A 23,602-nucleotide genomic window follows, 5' to 3' on the forward strand; every position below is an offset into this window, starting at 1 on the left:
AGAAAAAGATGCTGGACAGGCTCGAAAGCTAGTGGCCATGAGGGACCGACTGCAGATCGTAAAACACGACTAAAAGTTAATAAGGCAGATAACCGTATTGAGCCATGGAGAACCTTGGGTCAGTGACAGATGAATGATTGCAGCGCAGGCGAAGCCCGGCCAGACCATGCGCGTCGTTCACTTGATGGTTATCAATGCGTGCGCGCTGAAAAAGTCTGAGTCTAGGAGCTGGACCAGACGCTGTTAAAACGTAACGAGCGAAGGAAAGACAAGGCGAAAACAGGCGAGGACCGGTCGGAGTCGCGCTCGACTTTACGGGTTGTAAATGAGCAGTCCGAGCCTGTTTTCAACGCAGTATTTCCGAGCGCAGTAGTTTTAACAGTGTCTGGGCTCCCGCGTAACCGGCAAAGCTACCTTAATGACGGAAGGCAGTCCAGCCGCGCGGGGCTGGCACTTCGCCACGACTCAAGGCATGCTAGCCGCCCTTTGGGCGTCCGGCTTATAGTGCACGTCGCGCCAGTCCAGCCAAACCGCAGGATTACAGCTTGTCCAATGTCACTCCGCCAGCTTCTGTGAGCAGCACCCCACCGGCGCCCGGCTCGTCCCTGCGCGGTACATTAAAGGGTGCGCTGGCGACACTCGTGCTTTTGTTGCTGGCGCTGCTGTTCTGGCAACTGCTCGATCAACTGCGCGAAACCCAGAAAAACCAGCGTCAGTACACCATCGACTACACCGCCGACCTCGCCTCGCAGGTCAGCCTGAACATGGCGCTGAACGCGCAAATCGCCCTCAATCTGCTACCGATCGTCGAACAGCCGCAATCAGCCGACGAACAGCAGGCGCTGCTGCGCAAGCTTCAGCAGTCGCTGCCCGATCTGCGCAGCATGGCGTTGCTCAGCCCTTCCGGGCGGATTATCAGCGACAGCGCCGTCGACAGCGACGACGCCAACTACCTGACCGAACTGGTGCGCCGCAGTCGCGCCCAGGCGCATTATTTCAGCAACGCCGATGACGGCTCGGTGGTGCATCTATTACTCCATCAGGCCAGCGGCAGCACCCGCGGCTATTGGGCCTTGCGCCTGACCCCAACGTTTTTCGACTCGCTGACCAAACAGGGCGAAACCGGCATCCGCCCGTTGTGGCTGGTGGAAAACCGCATCAACCATCAGATCATCAGCCGCGATGAAGCGCTGCCTGCAGCCAAACCCGGCGTACTGACCCCGGACGATCTGGCCAACACCGTACTGACCGTGCCACTGAGTAGCAGCGACTGGCAGTTGCGTGGCCTGTTCGACCGCCAGCGCGTGCTGGAAGAATTGCTGCCGGCATTTATCGGCAAATGCCTGTTGGGCCTGGCGTTCTCAATGCTGCCGGTGATTGCGCTGTTGAACATGCGCCGCCGTCAGCGCCAGTTACATGAGGGTCGCCGCCGTTATCAGGACATTTTCGAAGGCACCGGCGTGGCCCTCTGTGTGCTCGATCTGTCCGGTCTGAAGCAGGTCTTCGACAAGGCGCAGATCCAGACCAGCGACCAGCTCAAGGCCTGGCTCGACCAACCGCAGCAACGCCAGCAACTGCTGCAGGAACTGCGCGTCACCGAGGTCAACCAGGTCGCATTGCAACTGCTCAACGTCAACTCTTGCGAGCACGCCTGGCAGCTGTTGATCGACGGCCATCCGCACCGCCAGTGCGCGATCGGCAATCAAGTCCTCGATGCCGTGCTGCAGCAACAAAAGCAGCTGGAGCTGGAAATCAAACTGCCGGACATCAATGGCCGTGATCAACACCTGTGGATGGTGTTGCGCCTGCCGACCGAGCAGCACGACTACAAAGCAGTGATCCTCAGCATCAACGACATCACCAGCCGCAAGCTGATCGAACTGTCGCTGCTCGAACGCGAAGGCTTCTGGTCGGACGTAGTGCGCACCGTGCCGGATCATCTGTATGTGCAGGACGTGATCAGCCAGCGGATGATTTTCAGCAACCACCACCTCGGCCAGACCCTCGGCTACAACCGCACCGAATTGCATCAGATGGGCGAGTACTTCTGGGAGATCCTGCTGCACCCGGAAGACGCCGACTACTACCATCGTTCGCGGCAGATGCAGCGCCACGCCGGTTACAGCCAGTTGCTGCAATGCCAGCTGCGCTTCCGCCATCGCGACGGCAAATGGCGGCGTTTCGATATTCGCGAACAGGCCCTGGCCCGTGACAAACACGATCAGGTCACGCGAATTATCGGCGTGGCCAAGGACATCACCGAACAGATCGAAGCCAGCGAATCCCTGCGCGACAGTGAGCAGCGCTATCGCATGCTCGCCGAAAGCATCAGCGACGTGATTTTCTCCACCGACAGCAAGCTCTCGCTGAACTACGTCAGCCCGTCGGTGCAGGCTGTACTGGGTTACGACGCCGAGTGGATTTTCCAGAACGGCTGGCAATCGACCATCGCCAACCCGCAGCAACTGAGCGGCATCTACACGCTGATGGATCGCGTCAGCAAGGCGCTGGACAAACCCGAGCAACTGGCGGTGTTGCGCAATCAGGTGCAGACGCAATTGTTCCTGTTCGACTGCTTGCGTGCCGATGGCCGCAAGATCCCGATCGAGCTGCGTCTGGTGCTGGTGTGGGACGAACATGGCGCGTTCGAAGGCGTGCTCGGCGTCGGTCGCGACATCAGTCAGCAGCGCCGCGCCGAAAAAGACCTGCGCATGGCCGCCACGGTTTTCGAGCATTCGACCTCGGCGATTCTGATCACCGATCCGGCCGGCTACATCGTTCAGGCCAACGAGGCTTTCAGCCGCGTCAGCGGTTACGCGGTGGGCGAAGTGCTCGACCAGTTGCCGAACATGCTCACGGTCGACGAACAGCAAGACGCGCATCTGCGCTACGTACTCAAACAACTGCATCAACACAGCACCTGGGAAGGCGAAGTCTGGCTCAAGCGTCGTAACGGCGAGCATTACCCGGCGTGGGTCGGCATCACCGCGGTGCTTGACGACGAAGGCGATCTGGCCAGTTACGTGTGCTTCTTCAGCGACATCAGCGAGCGCAAGGCCAGCGAACAGCGGATTCACCGCCTCGCCTATTACGACGCCCTGACCCATTTGCCGAACCGCACGCTGTTCCAGGATCGCCTGCACACCGCGCTGCAATCGGCCGAACGGCAGAAGTCGTGGGTGGTGCTGATGTTCCTCGACCTCGACCGTTTCAAACCGATCAACGACTCCCTCGGCCACGCCGCCGGCGACCGCATGCTCAAAGACATGGCCACGCGCCTGCTGGCCTGTGTCGACGATGACGACACCGTGGCGCGCATGGGCGGCGACGAATTCACGCTGTTGCTGCAACATCGTTCCAGCCGCGAAATGGCGCTGAACCGGGCGATTCATGTCGCCGAGCAGATCCTCGGCAGCCTGGTGCGGCCATTTGTACTCGAGGGTCGCGAGTTCTTTGTCACCGCCAGTATCGGCATCGCCCTGAGTCCGCAGGACGGCAACGAGCTCAGCCAGTTGATGAAAAACGCCGACACCGCGATGTACCACGCCAAGGAGCGCGGCAAGAACAACTTCCAGTTCTATCAGGCCGACATGAACGCCAGTGCGCTGGAGCGTCTGGAACTGGAAAGCGACCTGCGCCACGCCTTGGAACAGAACGAATTCGTCCTGTATTACCAACCGCAATTCAGCGGCGACGGCAAGCGTCTGACCGGCGCTGAAGCGCTGCTGCGCTGGCGTCATCCACGCCGTGGGCTGGTGCCGCCGGGGGATTTCATTCCGGTGCTGGAAGAGCTTGGTCTGGTGGTAGACGTTGGCGACTGGGTGATCAGCGAGGCGTGCCGTCAGTTGAAGACCTGGCACCAGAATCGTGTGCGTGTGCCGAAAGTGTCGGTAAACATCTCGGCGCGGCAGTTCTCCGATGGCCAGCTCGGCACGCGGATCGCGACGATCCTGCGCGAAACCGGCCTGCCGCCGGCGTGTCTGGAGCTGGAGCTGACCGAAAGTATCCTGATGCGCGAAGTCAGCGAGGCCATGCAGATTCTCGCCGGGCTGAAAAACCTCGGCCTGAGCATTGCGGTCGACGACTTCGGCACCGGCTACTCATCGCTGAACTACCTCAAGCAATTCCCGATCGACGTGCTGAAGATCGACCGCACGTTCGTCGATGGCTTGCCGTCCGGTGAGCAAGACGCGCAGATTGCCCGGGCGATCATCGCCATGGCCCATAGCCTGAATCTGGCGGTGATCGCCGAGGGTGTGGAAACCCATGAGCAACTGGACTTCTTGCGCGAACATGGTTGCGATGAGGTTCAGGGCTATCTGTTCGGGCGGCCGATGCCGGCGGGACGGTTTGAGGCGCAGTTCAGCAATGACGCGCTGTTCATGTTCGACTGAAGATCGGCGGCGCGGCATTCGCGAGCAGGCTCGCTCCCACAGGGATTGATTTCGATCACAAAATCGCAGGCCTGCCTCGATTACTGTGGGAGCGAGCTTGCTCGCGAAGAGGCCTTCAAAAGCACCGCACATCTGTCATGAACGCCACTTGTCTGCGACATGATGTCGTTTCATATGCCATCCAAAACCCATTGGGTTAGAATGCCCCCCTTTTCTGCCCCCGATCCTTGAGGACCGCCATGTTCAGCCGTGATTTGACTATTGCCAAGTACGACGCCGACCTTTTTGCCGCCATGGAGCAAGAAGCTCAGCGCCAGGAAGAACACATTGAGCTGATCGCTTCGGAAAACTACACCAGCCCAGCGGTGATGGAAGCTCAAGGCTCGGTCCTGACCAACAAGTACGCTGAAGGCTACCCAGGCAAGCGTTACTACGGTGGTTGCGAGTACGTCGACATCGTTGAGCAACTGGCTATCGACCGCGCCAAAGAACTGTTCGGCGCCGATTACGCCAACGTTCAGCCGCACGCCGGTTCGCAAGCCAACGCTGCGGTCTACCTGGCCCTGCTGCAAGGTGGCGACACCATTCTGGGCATGAGCCTGGCCCACGGTGGTCACCTGACCCACGGCGCCAGCGTTTCCTCCTCCGGCAAGCTGTACAACGCCGTTCAATACGGTATCGATGCCAACGGCCTGATCGACTACGACGAAGTCGAGCGTCTGGCAGTTGAGCACAAGCCGAAAATGATCGTGGCCGGTTTCTCTGCCTACTCGCAGATTCTCGACTTCCCACGCTTCCGCGCCATTGCTGACAAAGTCGGTGCTTACCTGTTCGTCGACATGGCTCACGTAGCCGGCCTGGTTGCCGCGGGTGTTTACCCGAACCCGGTGCCTTTCGCTGACGTCGTGACCACCACCACGCACAAGACCCTGCGCGGTCCACGTGGCGGCCTGATCCTGGCTCGCGCCAACGCCGACATCGAGAAGAAGCTGAACTCCGCGGTATTCCCGGGCGCCCAGGGTGGCCCGCTGGAGCACGTGATCGCCGCCAAGGCAATCTGCTTCAAGGAAGCGCTGCAGCCTGAGTTCAAGGCCTACCAGGAACAAGTGGTGCTGAACGCCCAGGCCATGGCCGAAGTGTTCATCGAGCGCGGTTTCGACGTAGTGTCGGGCGGTACCAAGAACCACCTGTTCCTGCTGTCGCTGATCAAGCAGGACATCTCCGGTAAAGACGCCGACGCCGCTCTGGGCAAAGCGTTCATCACCGTGAACAAGAACTCCGTGCCTAACGATCCACGCTCGCCGTTCGTCACTTCCGGCCTGCGCTTCGGTACTCCGGCTGTGACCACTCGCGGCTTCAAGCAAGCCGAGTGCAAAGAGCTGGCCGGCTGGATCTGCGACATCCTGGCGGACCTGAACAACGAAGCGGTGATCGACGCCGTTCGTGAGAAAGTCAAAGCCATCTGCAAGAAACTGCCGGTATACGGCGCTTAATTGCGACGTTAAATCTGCAGCATGAAAAACCGGCCAAGTGATTGGCCGGTTTTTTTTTGCCCCTGATTTCCCGTGTAGGAGCTGCCGAAGGCTGCGATCTTTTGATCTGGATCTTAAAAACAAGATCAAAAGATCGCAGCCTTCGGCAGCTCCTACGCGGCTATGGCCGCCGGTCAGACCGGTCATGCCAATTTTCATGTTTTCACTTGTCATCCCGAAAAAACCGAGCGTAGACTGCACCCGCACTGGACATACCGGTAAGACCACAATAATTAAGTCCTGAATCTGATGCGCTCAACGCGCACGGCAGTCAGGACACCGACCAGGATTCCTCCCATGCTCAGATGGTGCTCGCGTTCAATCTTCCTCCAAGTGGTTCTCGGACTGGTGCTCGGCATCGTCTGCGGGCTGACCCTTCCTGAATACTCGGCCCAGCTCAAACCGCTCGGCGACGGCTTCATCAAACTGATCAAGATGCTTATCGGCCTCATCGTGTTCTGCGTGGTGGTCAGCGGCATCAGCGGCGCGGGCGATCTGAAGAAGGTCGGGCGCATCGGCCTCAAGTCGGTGATCTACTTCGAAGTGTTGACCACCATCGCTTTGGTGATAGGCCTGGTGTTCGCCTTCAGCACCGGCATCGGCAGCGGCGCGAATATCCATCTGGAGCAACTGTCTGCAGCCGACATGGGCGATCTCGCCGAACGCAGCCAGCACATGCACACCACCACGCAGTTCCTCATGGACCTGATCCCGACTTCGGTGATCGGTGCCTTTGCCGACAACAACATTCTGCAAGTACTGCTGTTCTCGGTGCTGTTCGGCAGCGCCTTGAATCTGGTCGGCGAAGCGGCTTCCGGGATCTCGCGACTGATCAACGAACTGAGCCATGTGATCTTCCGCATCATGGGCATGATCGTGCGTCTGGCACCGATCGGCGTGTTCGGCGCCATCGCTTTCACCACCAGCAAATATGGCCTCGACTCCCTGCAACATCTGGGTAGCCTGGTCGGTTTGTTCTACCTGACCTGCATCGCTTTCGTCAGCGTGATTCTCGGTCTGGTGATGCGTGCTTCCGGCCTGCGCATGTGGCCGCTGCTCAAATACCTGCGTGAAGAACTGCTGATCGTCATGGGCACCGCCTCGTCCGATGCCGTGTTGCCACAGATCATGCGCAAACTTGAACACCTCGGCATCGGCAGCTCGACCGTAGGGCTGGTGATTCCAACCGGGTACTCGTTCAACCTCGACGGTTTCTCGATCTATCTGACCTTGGCCATCGTCTTCATCGCCAATGCCACCGGCACGCCGCTGGCGATGACTGATTTGCTGACGATTCTGCTGGTGTCGCTGATCACTTCCAAAGGCGCCCACGGCATTCCCGGGTCGGCACTGGTAATTCTGGCGGCCACGCTGACAGCGATTCCGGCAATCCCGGTGGTCGGTCTGGTGCTGGTGCTGGCGGTGGACTGGTTCATGGGCATCGGCCGGGCACTCACCAATCTCATCGGCAACTGCGTCGCCACCGTCGCCATCGCCCGTTGGGAAAAAGACATCGACGTACAACGCGCCAACAAAGTACTCAGCGGTCAGCAGGGCTACACCTTTCAGCCGCGTAAAACAGCAACTCCGGCGCACCAGCAGGAGTTCTGATTTCAACCCTATCGGCGCTGCCGCAAGCGACGATCTTTTGATCGCGGTTTGCGGCGCCCCTACAGGCACATGGAGCAAGACAAGTGATTACCACATCAACCGTCGTCAACTCAGTCGTAGAAAAACTGCGCGCCGCTTTGGCTCGTGGTCAGTGGCGCTCCGGCGACATGCTGCCGGGCCAGCGTGAACTGGCCGAACAACTGGGCATCAGCCGCCCGAGCCTGCGCGAAGCGGTAATCGTCCTGGAAACCCTGGGTCTCGTCCGCTCGATGCCGGGCAAAGGCGTGGTCGTGCTCGATGCGCAATTGAGCGACAGTCAAAGCCACGACAGCGCGGTGGCCGGTGCCAGTCTCGAAGATGTACTGCAACTGCGCTACACCCTTGAGCCGTTCATCGTTGGCTTGGTCGCGCAGTCGATCAGCAGCAAGGAAGTCGGCCAATTGCGCCTGACCCTGATGGACATGCGCGAAGCCCTCGAGGCCGGCGACAGTGACGCCGGCGTCAGCGCCTACATCGCCTTCCACGAAGAGCTGTTCACCCTGACTTCGAACCCGATTTTCCAGAGCGTCGTGCAGCAGACCAGCAACGCCCTCAAGCAAAGTGCCGAAGTACTGCGCAATTCGCCGGAGCATCTGGCCGAGCGGCTGGAAGAAAACGAAGCGGTGGTCCGCGCCATCCGCAGCAAGAACAGCGCCCAGGCCAGTGCGGAAATGCGTCGGCACATTTTGCGCGAAGGCCAACGCATGGGGATTGAGTTGAATATTCCGGAAGACAACCTGAGTCGCTGATTTCTATTGGAGACAGGCCATGAACAGTTTCGCTTCACCGTCGCAAACCCACCCGACCACTGCGCCCCTGCCCTTCTCCCGCGTAAGAGTGCCGGCGGAGGATCTGTACCCGCGACTGTTCGACGCGATTCTCGAGCAGCGCATCGATCCGGCCAGCCGTTTCACCGAAGACAGTTTGAAAGAGATGTTCGGCGTCAGTCGTGCCGATGTGCGGCGGGTGTTGACGCAGTTGTCTCTTGAACAAGTCATTGTGCTGCGCGCCAATCATCGCCCACGTGTCGCCGCACCTGATCGGGAGCAGACGAGGCAGGCTCTGCATGCGCGGCGACTGGCTGAAAACACCTTGGTGCGTCTGGCCTGCCAGCGCCCGCAAACAGAAGGTTTGAAACGCTTGCGCGGGTTGATCGAGCGCGAACGTCAGGCTGTCGCGCAGGATCGGCGTGGGGCGGCCATTCGCTTGTCGGGGGAGTTTCATCTGCACTTGGCGCAGATGGCGGGGAATGCACCGCTGGCGCATTTTCTCGGCAGTCTGGTGCCGCTGACGTCATTGGCGATTGCGCGGAGTGAATGCCAGACTCACAGCTGTTGCGCGTGGCAGGAGCATTTGGCGCTGGTTGAAGCGGTGGAAAATCGGGATGTTTTCAAGGCCGGGATGCTGATGAACCGGCATCTGGATCATCTTGAGCAGACACTGCTCGGTTCAGATCTTGAGCAATGTGCTGTCGGTTAGATCGCCTTCGCGAGCAAGCTCGCTCCCACAGTGAATTGCATTCGACTGACAGAGTGCGGTCGACTGTGGGAGCGAGCTTGCTCGCGAAGGGGCCATCACTGACAACCAAGATCCATCAGGCAGAAGCCACTTTGGCAAACCCCGCCCGAATCTTCTCTTCCGGCAAATCATCAGCAATAAACACGATCACACTTTCCCGCGCCTCACCCTCGGCCCATTCGGTGTCCCAGTCGAAACCATAGAGCTTCAACACGCCCTGAAACACCAAGCGTCGATCCTCACCCGCGATGTTCAGCACGCCCTTGTAACGCAGCAATTGTTTGCCGTGTTCTTCCAGCAGCTCGTTCATGAACTCGCTGAGCTGATCGATATCCAGCGGCTGATCGGTACGCAGCACCAGACTGGAAATACGATCGATCGACGGCGCCTTGCTCACTGGGCGCAGATTCAAGCCGCCGCCGAGATCGGCGTTGAGGTTGAAGCCACGCACATCCAGCAGTTCTGCCAGATCAATGTTGCCGTGATCAACCACACGGACTGGCGCTCGGCGATTGATTCGCGTCAGGCGCTCGCTCAGTGCGTTGAACGTCGCTTCGTCGACCAGATCGGTCTTGCTCACCAGCAGGCGATCGGCAAAACCGATCTGCGCCTGGGCGATGGTCTGGGTCAGGTGGACATCCGCGTGCGCCGCATCGACCAGGGTGATGATGCCGTCGAGCAGGTAACGTTCGCGCAGTTCTTCGTCGATGAAAAAAGTCTGTGCCACCGGTGCTGGATCGGCCAGACCCGTGCACTCGATGACCAGACGATCGAAGGCGATTTCGCCGCTGTCGAGACGCTCAAGCAGCAGGTAAAGCGCCTTGGTCAGGTCGGTGTGAATGGTGCAGCAGACACAGCCATTGGCCAGGGTCATGACTTGCACAGGTTCATCGCCGAGCAACTGCGTGTCGATGCCGGCGTCACTGAATTCGTTTTCGATCACGGCGATTTTCAGACCGTGCTCGGCTTTGAGGATGTGGCGTAACAAGGTGGTCTTGCCGGCGCCGAGGAAACCGCTGAGTACCGTGACCGGAATGGGAGAGGACAAACGCTTTCTCCTTCACAAAATGAATGAACAACCCAAAAACAAATGTGGGAGCGAGCTTGCTCGCGAAAGCGGTGTGCCAGTCAAATCATTCATCAACTGACACTCCGTATTCGCGAGCAGGCTCGCTCCCACAGGGGATTACCTCAACCTTGCGCTGTCAGCTCAACAGCACTTCGGCCCACCCTTGCCACCGTAACGGGCTTCCTGACGTTCGCGAAAGAACATCTCGTAGCTCATCACCGGTTTGTCCGGGTGCTTGGTTTGCATATGCTCGACGTAGGTGTCGTAGTCGGGCATGCCGACCATCAGGCGCGCAGCCTGACCGAGGTATTTACCGAGGCGACTCAGGTCATTGAACATGGTGCAATCCTCTGGTTACGCATCCGGCAGAGCCTGGAATGGCGATTCTTTATCCGTACGCTCTTTTTTGCCCCAGGCGGCGATGCCGACCTTGAGCGCATAGAACAGGATGCTGAAGACCACGAACAGGAACAGCGCGGTAAGCGTTGCGTTGGTGTAAGCGTTGAAGATCACGTGCTGCATCTGCTCAACGCTTTTCGCCGGCGCCAGCACCTGACCGTTGGCCAGCGCATCGCTGTATTTCTTGGCCAGCGACAGGAAGCCGATCGCCGGGTTGGCATCGAACAGTTTGATGAAGCCCGCCGTCGTGGTGCAGATCAGCAGCCAGGTGGCTGGCAGCAAGGTGACCCAAATGTAGCGCTGGCGCTTCATTTTGATCAGGACCACGGTGCCAAGCATCAGCGCGATACCGGCCAGCATCTGGTTGGAGATACCGAACAGTGGCCACAAGGTGTTGATGCCGCCCAGTGGATCGATCACGCCCTGGTACAGCAACCAGCCCCACATCGCCACACAACCAGCGGTGGCGATCAGGTTGGCGGTCCACGATTCAGTACGTTTCAGCGCCGGCACGAAGGAACCGAGCAAGTCCTGCAACATGAAACGACCGGCACGGGTACCGGCGTCGACTGCGGTCAGAATGAACAGCGCCTCGAACAGAATCGCGAAGTGGTACCAGAACGCCATGGTGTTTTCACCCGGCAGGACACTGTGCAGGATCTGCGCGATACCCACCGCCAGGGTCGGCGCACCACCGGCACGGGCCAGGATGGTGGTTTCGCCAATGTCGTGCGCGACGGCTTGCAACGCTTCCGGCGTGATCGCAAAGCCCCAGCTGGAAACCACTTGCGCAACCGAAGCGACATCACTGCCGACCACAGCGGCCGGGCTGTTCATTGCGAAGTACACGCCAGGCTCGATCACCGACGCGGCAACCATGGCCATGATGGCGACGAACGACTCCATCAGCATGCCGCCGTAACCGATGTAACGGGCGTTGGTTTCGTTATCCAGCAGCTTCGGCGTGGTGCCCGAAGAAATCAGCGCGTGGAAACCGGAAACCGCACCGCAAGCGATGGTGATGAACAGGAATGGGAACAGACCACCCTTCCATACTGGGCCGGTGCCGTCGACGAACTGGGTCAGCGCCGGCATTTTCAGCTCGGGCATGGTGATCAGAATACCGATCGCCAGGGCGACGATGGTGCCGATTTTCAGGAACGTCGACAGGTAGTCGCGCGGTGCCAGAATCAACCACACCGGCAACGATGCCGCGACGAAACCGTAACCGACCAGCATCCAGGTAATCTGCACGCCAGTGAAGGTGAACGCCTTTGCCCACACCGGATCAGCGGCAATCTGCCCACCGAGCCAGATCGAACCGAGCAGCAGCAACACACCGACCACGGAGATTTCGCCGATGCGGCCCGGGCGGATGTAGCGCATGTAAATGCCCATGAACATCGCGATCGGGATGGTCGCCATCACGGTGAAGATGCCCCACGGGCTCTCGGCCAGTGCTTTCACCACGATCAATGCCAGCACCGCGAGGATGATGATCATGATCAGGAAGCAGCCGAACAGCGCGATGGTGCCGGGCACGCGGCCCATTTCTTCACGCACCATGTCGCCCAGGGAACGGCCGTTGCGCCGGGTCGACATGAACAGAACCATGAAGTCCTGCACCGCGCCCGCCAGCACCACGCCGGCAATCAGCCAGAGCGTGCCGGGCAAGTAGCCCATCTGCGCCGCCAATACCGGGCCGACCAGAGGCCCCGCGCCAGCGATGGCAGCGAAGTGGTGACCGAAAAGAATGTGTTTGTTGGTCGGCACATAGTCCAGACCGTCGTTGTTGAGCACGGCGGGGGTGGCCCGACGTGGATCAAGTTGCATCACGTTGTTGGCGATGAACAGACTGTAGTAACGGTACGCAACCAGATAAATGGCCACAGCGGCGACCACAATCCACAAGGCGTTGATCGCCTCGCCGCGGCGCAATGCCACTACGCCCAGGGCGCACGCTCCTACGATTGCCAGCACTAGCCAGGGTAAGTGGCGTAGCAGGCTATTATTATTTTTCATTTTATTATTCCAGCCAGGGTGGACAAGAAAGACAGCCATCCCGAGTTTAGCGCTTACGGCGCCAAAGGCCATACCCCGACGTTGGTCTAGACGCTTTAGCGATTGGCTGGCGCCCGCATTCGCGGTCTATAGTCAGCGAACCTTCATGAGGATTGCGCCATGAGCGAGCACCCCGCCAATCGACGTCGTTTCAAACGTATTGCGTTCGATGCCAGAACCGAGCTGAGTCAGGGCCAATTCATCTGGCCGGTCAAGCTGATCGACCTGTCGCTCAAGGGACTGCTGATCGAGCGACCGGAGCCGTGGCTGGGGGATCGCGAACAGGACTTCTTCGTCGACATCCACCTGAGCGATGACGTCGATATCGAGATGGATGTGCACTTGGCCCATGAGGAAAACGGCCAGTTGGGATTTGTCTGCCGGCATATCAGCCTGGAATCGATCCAGCGCTTGCGGCGGTTGATCGAGCTCAATCTGGCTGACGAAGCGGAACTTGAGCGCGAACTGGGCGCCCTGATCGAAATCTAGGCGCGACATCAAACCCTGTGGGAGCGAGCCTGCTCGCGAAGACGGTGTGTCGTTGAGCAATGATGCCGACTGACACGGCCCCTTCGCGAGCAGGCTCGCTCCCACAGGTCAGGCGTTCACTCAAACAATGCGTCGAGGGCCTGTTCGAGGCGGGTCACGGCGATGATCTGCAAGCCCGGAGGCGACTCCTTTGGCGCATTGCCCTTGGGCACGATCGCTCGCTTGAAGCCATGCTTGGCCGCTTCCTTCAAACGCTCCTGCCCGCTTGGCACCGGACGCACTTCGCCGGACAGCCCTACTTCACCAAACACCAACAGATCATGCGGCAACGGTCGATTGCGCAAACTCGACATCACCGCCGCCATCAACGCCAGATCAGACGCCGTCTCCAGCACCTTCACCCCGCCCACCACGTTGAGGAACACGTCCTGATCATGGGTCGGGATGCCGCCATGGCGATGCAAAACGGCAAGCAACATCGCCAGACGGTTCTGATCCAGGCCCAGCGTCACCCGGCGCGGATTGGCCAGATGACTGTCATCGACCAGCGCCTGCACTTCCACCAGCATCGGTCGCGTGCCTTCCCACGTCGCCATCACCACACTGCCCGGGACTTCTTCCTGCGCGCGGGTGAGAAAAATCGCCGATGGGTTGGAGACCTCTTTCAAACCCTTGTCGGTCATGCCGAACACGCCCAACTCGTTGACCGCACCGAAACGGTTCTTCACCGCACGCAGCAAACGCAGGCGTCCATCGGATTCACCTTCGAAATACAGCACGGTGTCGACCATGTGCTCAAGAACGCGTGGACCGGCCAACGCGCCTTCCTTGGTCACGTGGCCAACGAGAAAAATCGCCGTACCGCTCTGCTTGGCATATCGCACCAGCAACGCCGCGCTCTCACGCACCTGGGACACGCCACCGGGTGCCGATTGCAGCTGTTCGGTGAAGATCGTCTGGATCGAGTCGATCACCATCACCTTGGGCTTTTCCTGACGAGCGGTGGCGATGATGGTTTCGATGCAGGTTTCAGTCATCACCCGCAGTTGATCCTGAGGCAAGCCGAGGCGTCGCGCGCGCATGGCCACTTGCTGCTGGGATTCTTCGCCAGTGACGTAGAGGGCCGGCATGCTCTTGGCGAGGTTGCACAGGGTCTGCAACAGAATCGTCGATTTGCCGATGCCTGGATCGCCGCCGATCAACACCACCGAGCCATCGACCAGACCGCCACCGAGCACGCGATCGAGCTCTCCGGAAGCGGTGGAGAAACGCGGAATCTCTTCGATGCTGACCTCGGCCAGGGTCTTGATCTGTGCCTGCTGTCCGGCCCAACCGGTGCGGCCGGTCGGCGCCGTGGCACCGCCGCTTTCGATCATGGTCTCGGTCAGGGTGTTCCAGGCACCACACTCACCGCACTGCCCGGCCCACTTGGGAAAGGTTGCGCCGCACTCGGTGCAGCCGTACATGCGCTTGGCCTTGGCCATCAGAACCCCCGACAAAAACCGCGATGATAACGCACGGGCCGCCGATCAGCGCGGCGCCGCACTACGGATTTCACCACTGGCCAGACGCGCGGCGCTGTTGCCCAACGGATCTTCGGCATCCAGATCAGCGCCCTTGGCCTTCAGCGCATCGAGCAATTCCAGACGCTTGAACAAACCGGCGTACATGGCCGCCGTCTGCCCGGCGCCGTTGCGTTGATCGGGGCTGCAATCGGTGGCCATCAGGCGTCGGGCAATCTGTAATTCACCTTTGAAAATTGCGCCCATCAGCGCCGTGTTACCGCGCAGGTCCTGAGCGCAGGCGTCGGCGCCGGCAGCGAGCAGCCGTTCCACTGCGGGTGCCTGGCCGTGATAGGCCGCCAGAATCAGCGCGGTGTAGCCCTTGCTGTCGCGGGTATCGAGGGAATAACCCGACTCGATGAACGTATCGAGCATCGGCACATCACCGCGCCGGGCCGCGTCGAAGTAGTAGTCCTGAAGTTGGGCTTTGATCGCCTCGGGACTCTGCCCGGTCGGTGCCGCCCACGCCGCGAACGACAGGCAACTGGCCAACAGTAAAAAACAGGCTCGCATCGATAGTCTCCTTGAACAGAACGGGGCCTGACTCAGGCCCCGTGTGCGCTACGTCGAGATCAGTCGGCCAGTTTGGCCGCCAACGCCTTGACCCGGCTCAGGTCGCCCTTGGCCACTTTGGTCACACCGGTCCCGTATTCCGGGTCGGCCTTATAAAGGAAGGACAGGATGATGTGCTTGCTCTCGTCATCGGTGGTCGCCAGCGAGCCGCCGAAGCTGTCGATCAGGTCCTGACGCTCTTGCTGGCTGAACGAGCGATACAGATCACCGGCCTGCTTGAAGTTCTGCTCACGCTGGATCTTCGCCTGCTGGGTGCTGCCCGACAGCGTCGACTGGCTGTAACGCGCGTTTGGCGTCTCTTCACGGGGCTGCAGTCGGCTCGGCTGATAGTTCACACCCGAATTGCTCGCGCCGAAGTTCATCGCGCCATCCTGATTGCCATTGTTCACCGCAACTTTTGCCGCGTTGATTGGCAATTGCAGAGCGTTGGCCCCCAGGCGATACATTTGCGTATCGGCATAAGAGAACACTCGACCTTGCAACAAACGGTCTTCGGAAGGCTCGATACCCGGAACAATATTCGCTGGCGCCATGGCCACTTGTTCGGTTTCCTGGAATACATTTGCCGGATTAAGGTTCAACACCATTTGTCCAACTTTTCGCTCAGGAATACCTGGCCAGATCTTGGTGGCATCCAATGGATCAAAATCAAACTTGGACAAATCTTGTGGTTTCAACACTTGAATGTACAAGTCCCATTTCGGGAAGTTACCTTTATTGATATTGCTCACCAGATCATTGGTCATATGACTGTAGTCTTGACCTTGAACTTTTGCGACTTGTTTAGGCGTCAGATTATTAAGACCCTGCAAGCTCTTCCAGTGAAACTTGACGTAATGAACTTCACCCTTGGCGTTGATCAACTTGTAAGCATGTACGCCATTACCGTCCATCTCTCGATAACTGGCGGGAGTACCCGAGTTCGAATACAACTCGGTCAATGTACGGGTTGCCTCCGGTACATGTGAGAAGAAGTCGAAACGGCGCGAGTCGTCGTCAAGGTTAGTACGCGGATCAGGCTTGAACGCGTGAACCATGTCCGGGAACTTGATCGCGTCACGAATGAAAAAGGTCGGGAAATTGTTGCCTACCAGATCCCAATTGCCGTCAGCCGTGTAGAACTTGGTGGCGAACCCCCGCGGATCACGCAGGGTTTCCGGCGAGTGATTACCGTGCACCACCGCAGAGAAGCGCACAAACACCGGTGTGCTCTGGCCAGCAGCAAACACTTTGGCCTTGCTCAAGTCGCTGAGATCGTTGGTGACCGTAAAGGTGCCATGGGCCCCAGTGCCGCGGGCGTGAACCACGCGCTCGGGAATGCGTTCACGGTCGAAGCGTTGCAGCTTCTGAATCAGTTGCACGTCCTGCAGCAGCACCGGGCCGTTGGCCCCGGCGGTCTGCGAGTTCTGATTGTCGCCGACGGCGGCGCCGTTATCGCGGGTCAGGGGCGCGGCGTTAACCGAAAAGGTCAACAGGCTGGCGGTGAGTACACCGAGGGTGCGGCGACGGGGAAAAGCCCCCAGTCCAAGTGCGGAGTTCATATCAGGATCCTCTGGTTATTTTGGGGCGCATCCAGATGCGCCAAGCCAAGGCTAGAGGCCTGCGACGTCGAACATAAATAGAAAGAACGTAACGTCATGATTGAGAAAATTGGCTGTTCGATCAGCGAGTTACCGTATATTTCGCGCGCGATTGATGGCACTTTGCAAACTAATCGTCGATTGATGTGTCGATAAAAACGGGCATTGTAAGAAGGTGTTTCGCGCAGGACGCGTTTTGCTGATTTACACTGCGTACACCAAACTCATCTGTAACAAGGAAATAACTATGGGCGTGCTAAGTGAGTTCAAGGCCTTCGCGGTCAAAGGCAATGTGGTCGACATGGCCGTCGGTATCATCATCGGTGCCGCCTTCGGCAAGATTGTTTCTTCGTTTGTCGGTGACGTGATCATGCCGCCAATCGGCCTGCTGATCGGTGGGGTGGACTTCAGTGACTTGGCCATCACGCTCAAGGCCGCCGAGGGTAATGCCCCTGCGGTCATGCTGGCTTATGGCAAGTTCATCCAGAGTGTTCTGGACTTCGTGATCGTCGCTTTCGCGATCTTCATGGGGGTCAAAGCCATCAACCGTCTGAAACGCGAAGAAGCCGTGGCTCCTACCCTGCCACCGGTTCCGACCAAGGAAGAAGAGTTGCTGGGCGAGATCCGCGACTTGCTCAAGGCCCAGAACACCCGGCCCTGAACCTTTTGCACGATAAACAACGGCGCCCGCGAGGCGCCGTTTGTTTACCAGTAGTTTTCCACGGCCACTTGGCCTGGACGGCGGGTAAGGCTGAGGCTCATGTGGCGTTTTTTCAACAACGCGCGAGTGTCATCGATCATCTGCGGATTGCCGCACAGCATGACCCGCGAGTGCTCCGCTGACAGTTGCACACCTGCCGCACGCTCCAGTTCACCACTGTCGATCAGCGTGGTGATTCGCCCGTGAAGTGCATCTGGATGCGCTTCACGTGTCACCGTGGCGATGAACTGCAATTTGTGGGCATGTTCGCTGAGGTAGTCGCGCTGTTTGAGTCCGGCAATCAGATCCTGATAGGCCAACTCCCGCGCTTCGCGCACGCTGTACACCAGAATGATGCGCTCGAATTTTTCCCAGACTTCGAAGTCCTGCAAAATCGACAGGAATGGCGCCACACCCGTACCCGTGGAGAGCAGCCAGAGATCACGCCCGTCGACGAAGCGATCAAGGGTCAGATAGCCGAATGCCTGGCGCTCCACCAGCAAAGTGTCGCCAACCTGCAACCGGCTCAGCTCACTGGTGAATTCTCCCCCCGGCACCACGATGGAAAAGAACTCGAGAAACTCGTCAAACGGCGACGACACCATCGAATAGGCACGCCACACGGTACTGCCATCGGCCTTGGTCACACCGAGCCGGGCGAACTGCCCCGCACGGAAACGAAACCCTGCATCCCGGCTGGTGCGCAAGGTAAAAAGGCTCGGCGTCAAGGTTTGAACATCGAGCAAGGTCTGCGTGGTGTATTTCTCGGCACTGGCGGTCATGGGACACTCCATTGATCGGTGACTGCCAGTGTCGCGCAAATCGAGCCTGCGAAACACCGACGACTGATAATGGTATTCAACCGTCTCCAGACACCGTCAAAGCATTAAACTGTTAAAAAAGTCAGAATTAGAGCAACAACTTTACATGAAGACTCAAATGTAAAGTTTCTGAGCACTAAGAACTCTTTATAGACAGATCATCAATGTTCAATACCGAAAAAATTTAAAGCACTCCGTAAGAAACATCCTACACTTCGTTGCGTGCCGGATCCTTTGGATCCATTCCGCGCCCCCCCCGCAACGTCGATGGAGTGTTCAGAAATGGAAACATGGAAGGAATCACAATTGAAACAACTGACGTTTGCCAAGGGAGTAGATGCCGCTTATCCGATTCTGCTGCGATTCGCCGAAAACCTCGGATTCAACTTTTGTGAAATTTCGGTTGTTTCACTCCATCGGGACCTGCCTCTTAACACCTTGCAAATCAATAACTACCCTAAAGAATGGAACTCGCAATATGAAGAAAACCATTACAGTAGAGTCGACCCACTAATAGCACACTGCAATCACTCAATGACTCCCATTGTCTGGTGCGAATCGGTATTTGCCGAAGCCCGGCCGATATGGGAGGGATTACAGCAACATGGACTGCAAAATGGCTGGTCGCAGTCGTTCCATCACGAGCAGAGTGGCTTGTGCAGTATTATCAGCCTGGCGCGAAAACATTACTCGATCAGCCCTCTGGAGCTGTATGAGCATTTCGGTTACATGTTCTATGCCGCCAGTCATCTGAGTGAAATGTTTGCCCGGACACTGCCGCCTCATTCGCTCAAACCCCGCCATCCACACCTTTCCCCAAGGGAACTGGAGGTTTTGCAGTTATCCGCAGGTGGCAAAACGGCCTATGAGATATCGAAGATCCTTAGCCTGAGCGAACGCACGGTGAACTATCACGTGCAGAACGTGATCGAGAAGCTCAACGTCTGCAACAAGATTTCCGCTGTCATCGCCGCCGTCAGAGCGCACATCATCTAGTCGATCAGCCTTGCCTCCTTTACAAAACATGCGGGTAATAACAGCAAAAAAACCGTACCATTTGTGACCCTCTTGAGTGATGACGTGAACATTCTGCGTTGCATTACACTCAGTCGGTTCCGCCGCACACTGTCAGGCTGCGGAACACCCCGTTGATTACCCTGAGTTCCCGCCCGATGCCTTTGCTTGAAACACCCTTCGCCCAACTCGACCTGATCCGCCAGCCCGAGCAGCAGAATGAACCGTTGCAAGCCTTCGATGCGGCCGACGAATACCTGCTCAACCATCTGGCCGCGCAGCAACTGACGGCTGACACGCGGGTACTGGTGCTCAACGACAGCTTCGGTGCGCTGGCGGCCAGCTTGCTCGGCAAGGTCAAGGTCAGCAGCAGCGGCGACTCGTTTCTGGGGTTTCAGGGGCTGGAAAAAAACCTGCTGCGCAATGGCCAGGCGTTCGACGCCATTCGCGCAATACCCGCCAGCGAGCCATTGGTCGGGCCGTTCGATCGTGTGCTGATCCGCGTGCCGAAAACCCTCGCGCTACTGGAAGAACAACTGATCCGCTTGCAAGGGCAGCTCGCGCCCGGTGCCGAAGTGGTCGCAGCTGCCATGGTCAAACACCTGCCACGCGCTGCCGGTGACTTGCTTGAGCGCTACATCGGGCCGGTACAAGCCTCTCTGGCGGTGAAGAAAGCGCGGCTGTTGATCGCCACACCTGAAGCGAAAGCCCCGGCCGTCTCGCCCTACCCTTCGCGGTATCGCCTCGACGAACCGTCGATCGAATTGCTCAACCACGCCAACGTGTTCTGCCGCGAAGGCCTGGACATCGGCACGCGCGCCTTCCTCCCGCATCTGCCGAAAAACCTTGGTAGCGCCCGAGTTGCCGATCTGGGCTGTGGCAACGGGGTTCTGGCCATCGCGAGTGCGCTGCAAAACCCCGATGCGCATTACACGCTGGTCGACGAGTCGTTCATGGCGGTGCAATCAGCTGCCGAAAACTGGCGCGCAGCGTTGGGTGATCGCGAGGTGATCGTGCGTGCCGGCGATGGTCTGGCCGGGCAGGAAGCACAATCGCTGGACGTGGTGCTGTGCAATCCGCCGTTCCATCAGCAGCAGGTGGTTGGCGACTTCCTCGCCTGGCGTATGTTCCAGCAGGCGCGCGAAGCGCTGGTGGTGGGTGGCGCGCTGTACATCGTCGGCAACCGTCACCTGGGTTACCACAGCAAACTGGCGCGGCTGTTTCGCGGCGTCGAGCAAGTGGCTGCCACGCCGAAATTCGTGATTCTCAAAGCCCGCAAGTAAACCGCCAGGCAAAAAAAACCCTCCGCAAGGAGGGTTGCAAAGCCGTACCCGAAGGCGCCGGGACGGGGATGATTCAGTGGGTGGTCAGACCTGCGGCATTCATGAACATGCGCATCAGGCTGGCGGCGATAAACAGCGCGCCAACACTACCGACCCAGATCAGAGCCAACCAGCCGAGCCGCTGCCACAGCGGCTTTTTTTCGGCTTCTTCAATGTCGTGCAGGGAATGTTTTCCAGTCATTTTCTTCAAACCTCTTCAAGATTGATGGCGCCATTACCGACGCCATCGCGAGCAGGCTCGCTCCCACAGGGTTTTGCTTAGTGATAGCCGTCTTCATGGGTAACCTTGCCGCGGAACACGTAGTAGCTCCAGAAGGTGTAACCCAGGATGAACGGGATGATGAACAGCGTGCCCACCAGCATGAAGCCCTGACTTTGCGGCGGTGCGGCGGCGTCCCAGATCGAGATCGACGGCGGCACGATGTTCGGCCACAGGCTGATGCCCAGACCGCTGTAGCCGAGGAAGATCAGCACCAGGGTCAGCAGGAACGGCATGTAGTTGGCGTTGCGCGCCACGGCGCGGATCAGGCCGTACATCGTCACCAGCACCAGAATCGGTACCGGCATGAACCAGAACAGGTTCGGCATGCTGAACCAGCGGGTGGCAATATCCGGATGAGCCAGCGGCGTCCAGATACTGACAATACCGATCACGGCCAGCAGTACGAACGCCAATGGCCGTGCCAGATCATGCATCTGTTCCTGAAGCTTGCCTTCGGTTTTCATGATCAGCCAGGTGCAGCCGAGCAAGGCATAGGCCACCACCAGTGCGGCGCCGCAGAACATGGTGAACGGTGTCAGCCAGTCCAGTGAACCGCCGGCAAACTGCCGGTTGACCACCGGCAAGCCGTCGATGAATGCACCCAGCGCCACACCCTGGAAGAACGTCGCCGCCACCGAGCCGCCGATAAAGGCCTTGTCCCACAAATGACGCTTGTCGTCCTTGGCCTTGAAACGGAACTCGAACGCCACACCACGAAAGATCAGGCCGATCAGCATGAAAATCAGCGGCAGATACAACGCCGACAAAACCACCGAATAGGCCAGCGGAAATGCACCAAACAACGCTGCACCGCCCAGTACCAGCCAGGTTTCGTTGCCGTCCCAGACCGGGGCGACCGTGTTCATCATCACGTCACGGTCGACTTTGCCCGGGATGAACGGGAAGAGAATCCCGATCCCCAGGTCGAAGCCGTCCATGACCACGTACATCATGATGCCGAAGATGATGATCACGGCCCAGATCAGCGGAAGATCAATACCCATGAGTCAAATCTCCTTGGTCACGCGAATGTCGTCGTCGCCGTGATCGGCATCGGCCGAGTCGTCGGCAGCGGACAACGGACGGGCCGGTGTGCGTTTCTTGCCTGGACCACCGTCCGGCGTTTCCGTGCCCTCGCTGATCTTCGGCCCTTTGCGCACCAGACGCATCATGTAACCGAGACCCGCACCGAACAGCGCGAAGTACACCACCACAAACATGATCAGGGTGATGCTCATCTGCATGAAGCTGTGGTTTGAAGACGCATCCGCCGTGCGCATCAGCCCGTAGACCACCCACGGCTGACGGCCGATTTCCGTAGTGAACCAGCCAGCGAGAATCGCGATCAGGCCGGAAGGCCCCATCCACAATGCCAGATACAGGAACGGCCGCGAGGTGTAGAGCGTGTCGCGTTTGCGCAGCCAAAGGCTCCACAGACCGGTGAAGATCATCAGGAAACCGAGGCCGACCATGATCCGGAACGACCAGAACACGATGGTCGAATTCGGCCGGTCTTCCGGCGGAAACTCCTTGAGCGCCGGCACCTGTTTGTCCAGCGAGTGGGTCAGGATCAGGCTGCCGAGGTAAGGGATCTCCACGGCGAACTTGGTCTTCTCTTCTTTCATGTCCGGCCAGCCGAAAAGGATCAGCGGCGTCGCTTCATCACCGTGGTTTTCCCAGTGACCTTCAATCGCGGCGATTTTTGCCGGTTGATGTTTGAGCGTGTTCAAACCATGGAAGTCGCCGATGACTGCCTGGATCGGCGCGACGATCAGCGCCATCCACATCGCCATCGACAACATCGTGCGGATGGCCGGGTTGTCCTTGCCGCGCAGCAAGTGCCAGGCCGCCGAGGAGCCGACGAAGAATGCCGTGGCGACGAACGCCGCTGTCGCCATGTGCATCAGGCGATACGGAAACGAAGGGTTGAAGATGATCGCCAGCCAGTCGGTGGGGATGACTTGCCCGTTAACAATCTCGAAGCCCTGCGGGGTTTGCATCCAGCTGTTGGAAGCGAGAATCCAGAACGTCGAAATCAGCGTGCCGATCGCCACCATGACCGTGGAGAAGAAGTGCAGCCCGCGCCCGACCTTGTTCCAGCCAAACAGCATCACCCCAAGGAAACCGGCCTCGAGGAAGAACGCCGTGAGCACTTCATAGGTCAGCAACGGCCCGGTGACGGCGCCGGCAAAGTCCGAGAAGCGGCTCCAGTTGGTGCCGAACTGGTAGGCCATGACCAGGCCCGAGACCACACCCATACCGAAGTTGACGGCAAAGATCTTCGACCAGAAATGGTAGAGGTCACGGTAGGTGTCGTTACGGGTTTTCAGCCACAGTCCTTCGAGTACCGCAAGATAACTCGCCAGACCAATGGTGATGGCCGGGAACAGGATGTGGAACGAGATGGTGAACGCGAATTGAATTCGGGCGAGATCTAGTGCCTCTAAACCGAACATATGGCTTCCTCTGTCAGGTAGTACCGGCTGCGGACCCGGAGGCCTGCACCCACTGCCCCCACGGATATGGAGTGCGGCGAATTCTGATTCGTTCTTTTTAAACAACCATCGCAACGCAGGGAGTCTGGCCAACTGGCCACCGGATCAATTCCGTTCGGGGTCTTGATCTGGATCAAGCA

Annotated in this window: 19 protein-coding genes; 9 read left to right on the plus strand and 10 right to left on the minus strand. The window is 58.7% G+C overall.

Features of this window, described 5'->3' with window-relative positions; all coding sequences use genetic code 11:
* The first annotated feature begins 545 nt into the window (after nt 1-545).
* The 5 genes from morA (at nt 546) to F8N44_RS13015 (ending at nt 9,055) form a co-directional block, all read left to right on the plus strand.
* Complete coding sequence (gene morA, locus F8N44_RS12995; RefSeq protein WP_150650570.1) at nt 546-4,394, plus strand: cyclic di-GMP receptor MorA; 3,849 nt, start codon at nt 546-548, stop codon at nt 4,392-4,394.
* Between the two features lie 239 nt (nt 4,395-4,633).
* A complete protein-coding gene (glyA, locus tag F8N44_RS13000; protein WP_007909785.1) occupies nt 4,634-5,887 on the plus strand; it encodes a serine hydroxymethyltransferase in 1,254 nt (417 codons plus the stop codon).
* Between the two features lie 336 nt (nt 5,888-6,223).
* Nucleotides 6,224-7,537, plus strand: a complete 1,314-nt coding sequence (locus F8N44_RS13005; RefSeq protein WP_110720273.1) for a C4-dicarboxylate transporter DctA — start codon at nt 6,224-6,226, stop codon at nt 7,535-7,537.
* Between the two features lie 83 nt (nt 7,538-7,620).
* Nucleotides 7,621-8,325, plus strand: coding sequence for a FadR/GntR family transcriptional regulator (locus tag F8N44_RS13010; protein ID WP_123448187.1), 705 nt, complete (start codon nt 7,621-7,623; stop codon nt 8,323-8,325).
* 19 nt (nt 8,326-8,344) lie between these two features.
* Nucleotides 8,345-9,055 (plus strand): GntR family transcriptional regulator, encoded by a 711-nt coding sequence (locus F8N44_RS13015; RefSeq protein WP_150650571.1) that lies wholly within the window; start codon nt 8,345-8,347, stop codon nt 9,053-9,055.
* A 115-nt stretch (nt 9,056-9,170) separates the two neighbouring features.
* Here F8N44_RS13015 and yjiA read toward each other — a convergent pair whose 3' ends face one another.
* From yjiA to F8N44_RS13030, 3 genes are all read right to left on the minus strand, one after another.
* Nucleotides 9,171-10,142 (minus strand): GTPase, encoded by a 972-nt coding sequence (gene yjiA, locus F8N44_RS13020; protein ID WP_150650572.1) that lies wholly within the window; start codon nt 10,140-10,142, stop codon nt 9,171-9,173.
* Between the two features lie 162 nt (nt 10,143-10,304).
* Nucleotides 10,305-10,502, minus strand: a complete 198-nt coding sequence (locus tag F8N44_RS13025; protein ID WP_003228401.1) for a YbdD/YjiX family protein — start codon at nt 10,500-10,502, stop codon at nt 10,305-10,307.
* A gap of 15 nt (nt 10,503-10,517) precedes the next feature.
* Complete coding sequence (locus tag F8N44_RS13030; RefSeq protein ID WP_095121699.1) at nt 10,518-12,584, minus strand: carbon starvation CstA family protein; 2,067 nt, start codon at nt 12,582-12,584, stop codon at nt 10,518-10,520.
* Nucleotides 12,585-12,743: 159 nt separating this feature from the next.
* Here F8N44_RS13030 and F8N44_RS13035 point away from each other — a divergent pair, with 159 nt between their 5' ends.
* Nucleotides 12,744-13,112 carry a PilZ domain-containing protein gene (locus tag F8N44_RS13035; RefSeq protein WP_150650573.1) on the plus strand — a complete coding sequence of 123 codons (369 nt, stop codon included), beginning with the start codon at nt 12,744-12,746 and terminating at the stop codon, nt 13,110-13,112.
* Between the two features lie 116 nt (nt 13,113-13,228).
* Here the strand turns inward: F8N44_RS13035 and radA are convergent, their stop codons facing one another.
* The 3 genes from radA to katB are packed head-to-tail and all read right to left on the minus strand — an operon-like array spanning nt 13,229 to nt 16,788.
* Complete coding sequence (radA, locus tag F8N44_RS13045; RefSeq protein WP_007909773.1) at nt 13,229-14,596, minus strand: DNA repair protein RadA; 1,368 nt, start codon at nt 14,594-14,596, stop codon at nt 13,229-13,231.
* A 45-nt stretch (nt 14,597-14,641) separates the two neighbouring features.
* Nucleotides 14,642-15,187, minus strand: a complete 546-nt coding sequence (locus tag F8N44_RS13050; RefSeq protein WP_150650574.1) for an ankyrin repeat domain-containing protein — start codon at nt 15,185-15,187, stop codon at nt 14,642-14,644.
* Nucleotides 15,188-15,246: 59 nt separating this feature from the next.
* Nucleotides 15,247-16,788, minus strand: a complete 1,542-nt coding sequence (katB, locus tag F8N44_RS13055; RefSeq protein WP_150650575.1) for a catalase KatB — start codon at nt 16,786-16,788, stop codon at nt 15,247-15,249.
* A gap of 286 nt (nt 16,789-17,074) precedes the next feature.
* On the opposite strand from katB, the gene mscL reads away from it, so the two are divergent.
* Entirely contained in the window at nt 17,075-17,488 is a 414-nt protein-coding gene (mscL, locus tag F8N44_RS13060; protein WP_007909770.1) for a large-conductance mechanosensitive channel protein MscL, read from the plus strand.
* Nucleotides 17,489-17,532: 44 nt separating this feature from the next.
* On the opposite strand, the gene F8N44_RS13065 is transcribed toward mscL, so the two are convergent.
* Nucleotides 17,533-18,309 (minus strand): ferredoxin--NADP reductase, encoded by a 777-nt coding sequence (locus tag F8N44_RS13065; protein ID WP_150650576.1) that lies wholly within the window; start codon nt 18,307-18,309, stop codon nt 17,533-17,535.
* Nucleotides 18,310-18,630: 321 nt separating this feature from the next.
* Here F8N44_RS13065 and F8N44_RS31315 point away from each other — a divergent pair, with 321 nt between their 5' ends.
* Together F8N44_RS31315 and F8N44_RS13080 are read left to right on the plus strand one after the other, a co-directional pair.
* Nucleotides 18,631-19,344 carry an autoinducer binding domain-containing protein gene (locus tag F8N44_RS31315; RefSeq protein WP_191630888.1) on the plus strand — a complete coding sequence of 238 codons (714 nt, stop codon included), beginning with the start codon at nt 18,631-18,633 and terminating at the stop codon, nt 19,342-19,344.
* Nucleotides 19,345-19,520: 176 nt separating this feature from the next.
* A complete protein-coding gene (locus tag F8N44_RS13080) occupies nt 19,521-20,645 on the plus strand; it encodes a methyltransferase (RefSeq protein ID WP_150650577.1) in 1,125 nt (374 codons plus the stop codon).
* A 73-nt stretch (nt 20,646-20,718) separates the two neighbouring features.
* Here F8N44_RS13080 and F8N44_RS13085 read toward each other — a convergent pair whose 3' ends face one another.
* From F8N44_RS13085 to F8N44_RS13095, 3 genes are all read right to left on the minus strand, one after another.
* Nucleotides 20,719-20,886, minus strand: a complete 168-nt coding sequence (locus F8N44_RS13085) for a DUF2474 domain-containing protein (protein ID WP_080750744.1) — start codon at nt 20,884-20,886, stop codon at nt 20,719-20,721.
* A gap of 77 nt (nt 20,887-20,963) precedes the next feature.
* Nucleotides 20,964-21,971 carry a cytochrome d ubiquinol oxidase subunit II gene (gene cydB / locus F8N44_RS13090; RefSeq protein WP_007909749.1) on the minus strand — a complete coding sequence of 336 codons (1,008 nt, stop codon included), beginning with the start codon at nt 21,969-21,971 and terminating at the stop codon, nt 20,964-20,966.
* A 3-nt stretch (nt 21,972-21,974) separates the two neighbouring features.
* Complete coding sequence (locus F8N44_RS13095; RefSeq protein WP_102899941.1) at nt 21,975-23,423, minus strand: cytochrome ubiquinol oxidase subunit I; 1,449 nt, start codon at nt 23,421-23,423, stop codon at nt 21,975-21,977.
* Nucleotides 23,424-23,602 lie beyond the last annotated feature (179 nt).

The organism is Pseudomonas fluorescens (genome assembly GCF_902497745.1).
Classification (GTDB): Bacteria; Pseudomonadota; Gammaproteobacteria; order Pseudomonadales; family Pseudomonadaceae; genus Aquipseudomonas; species Aquipseudomonas fluorescens_BM.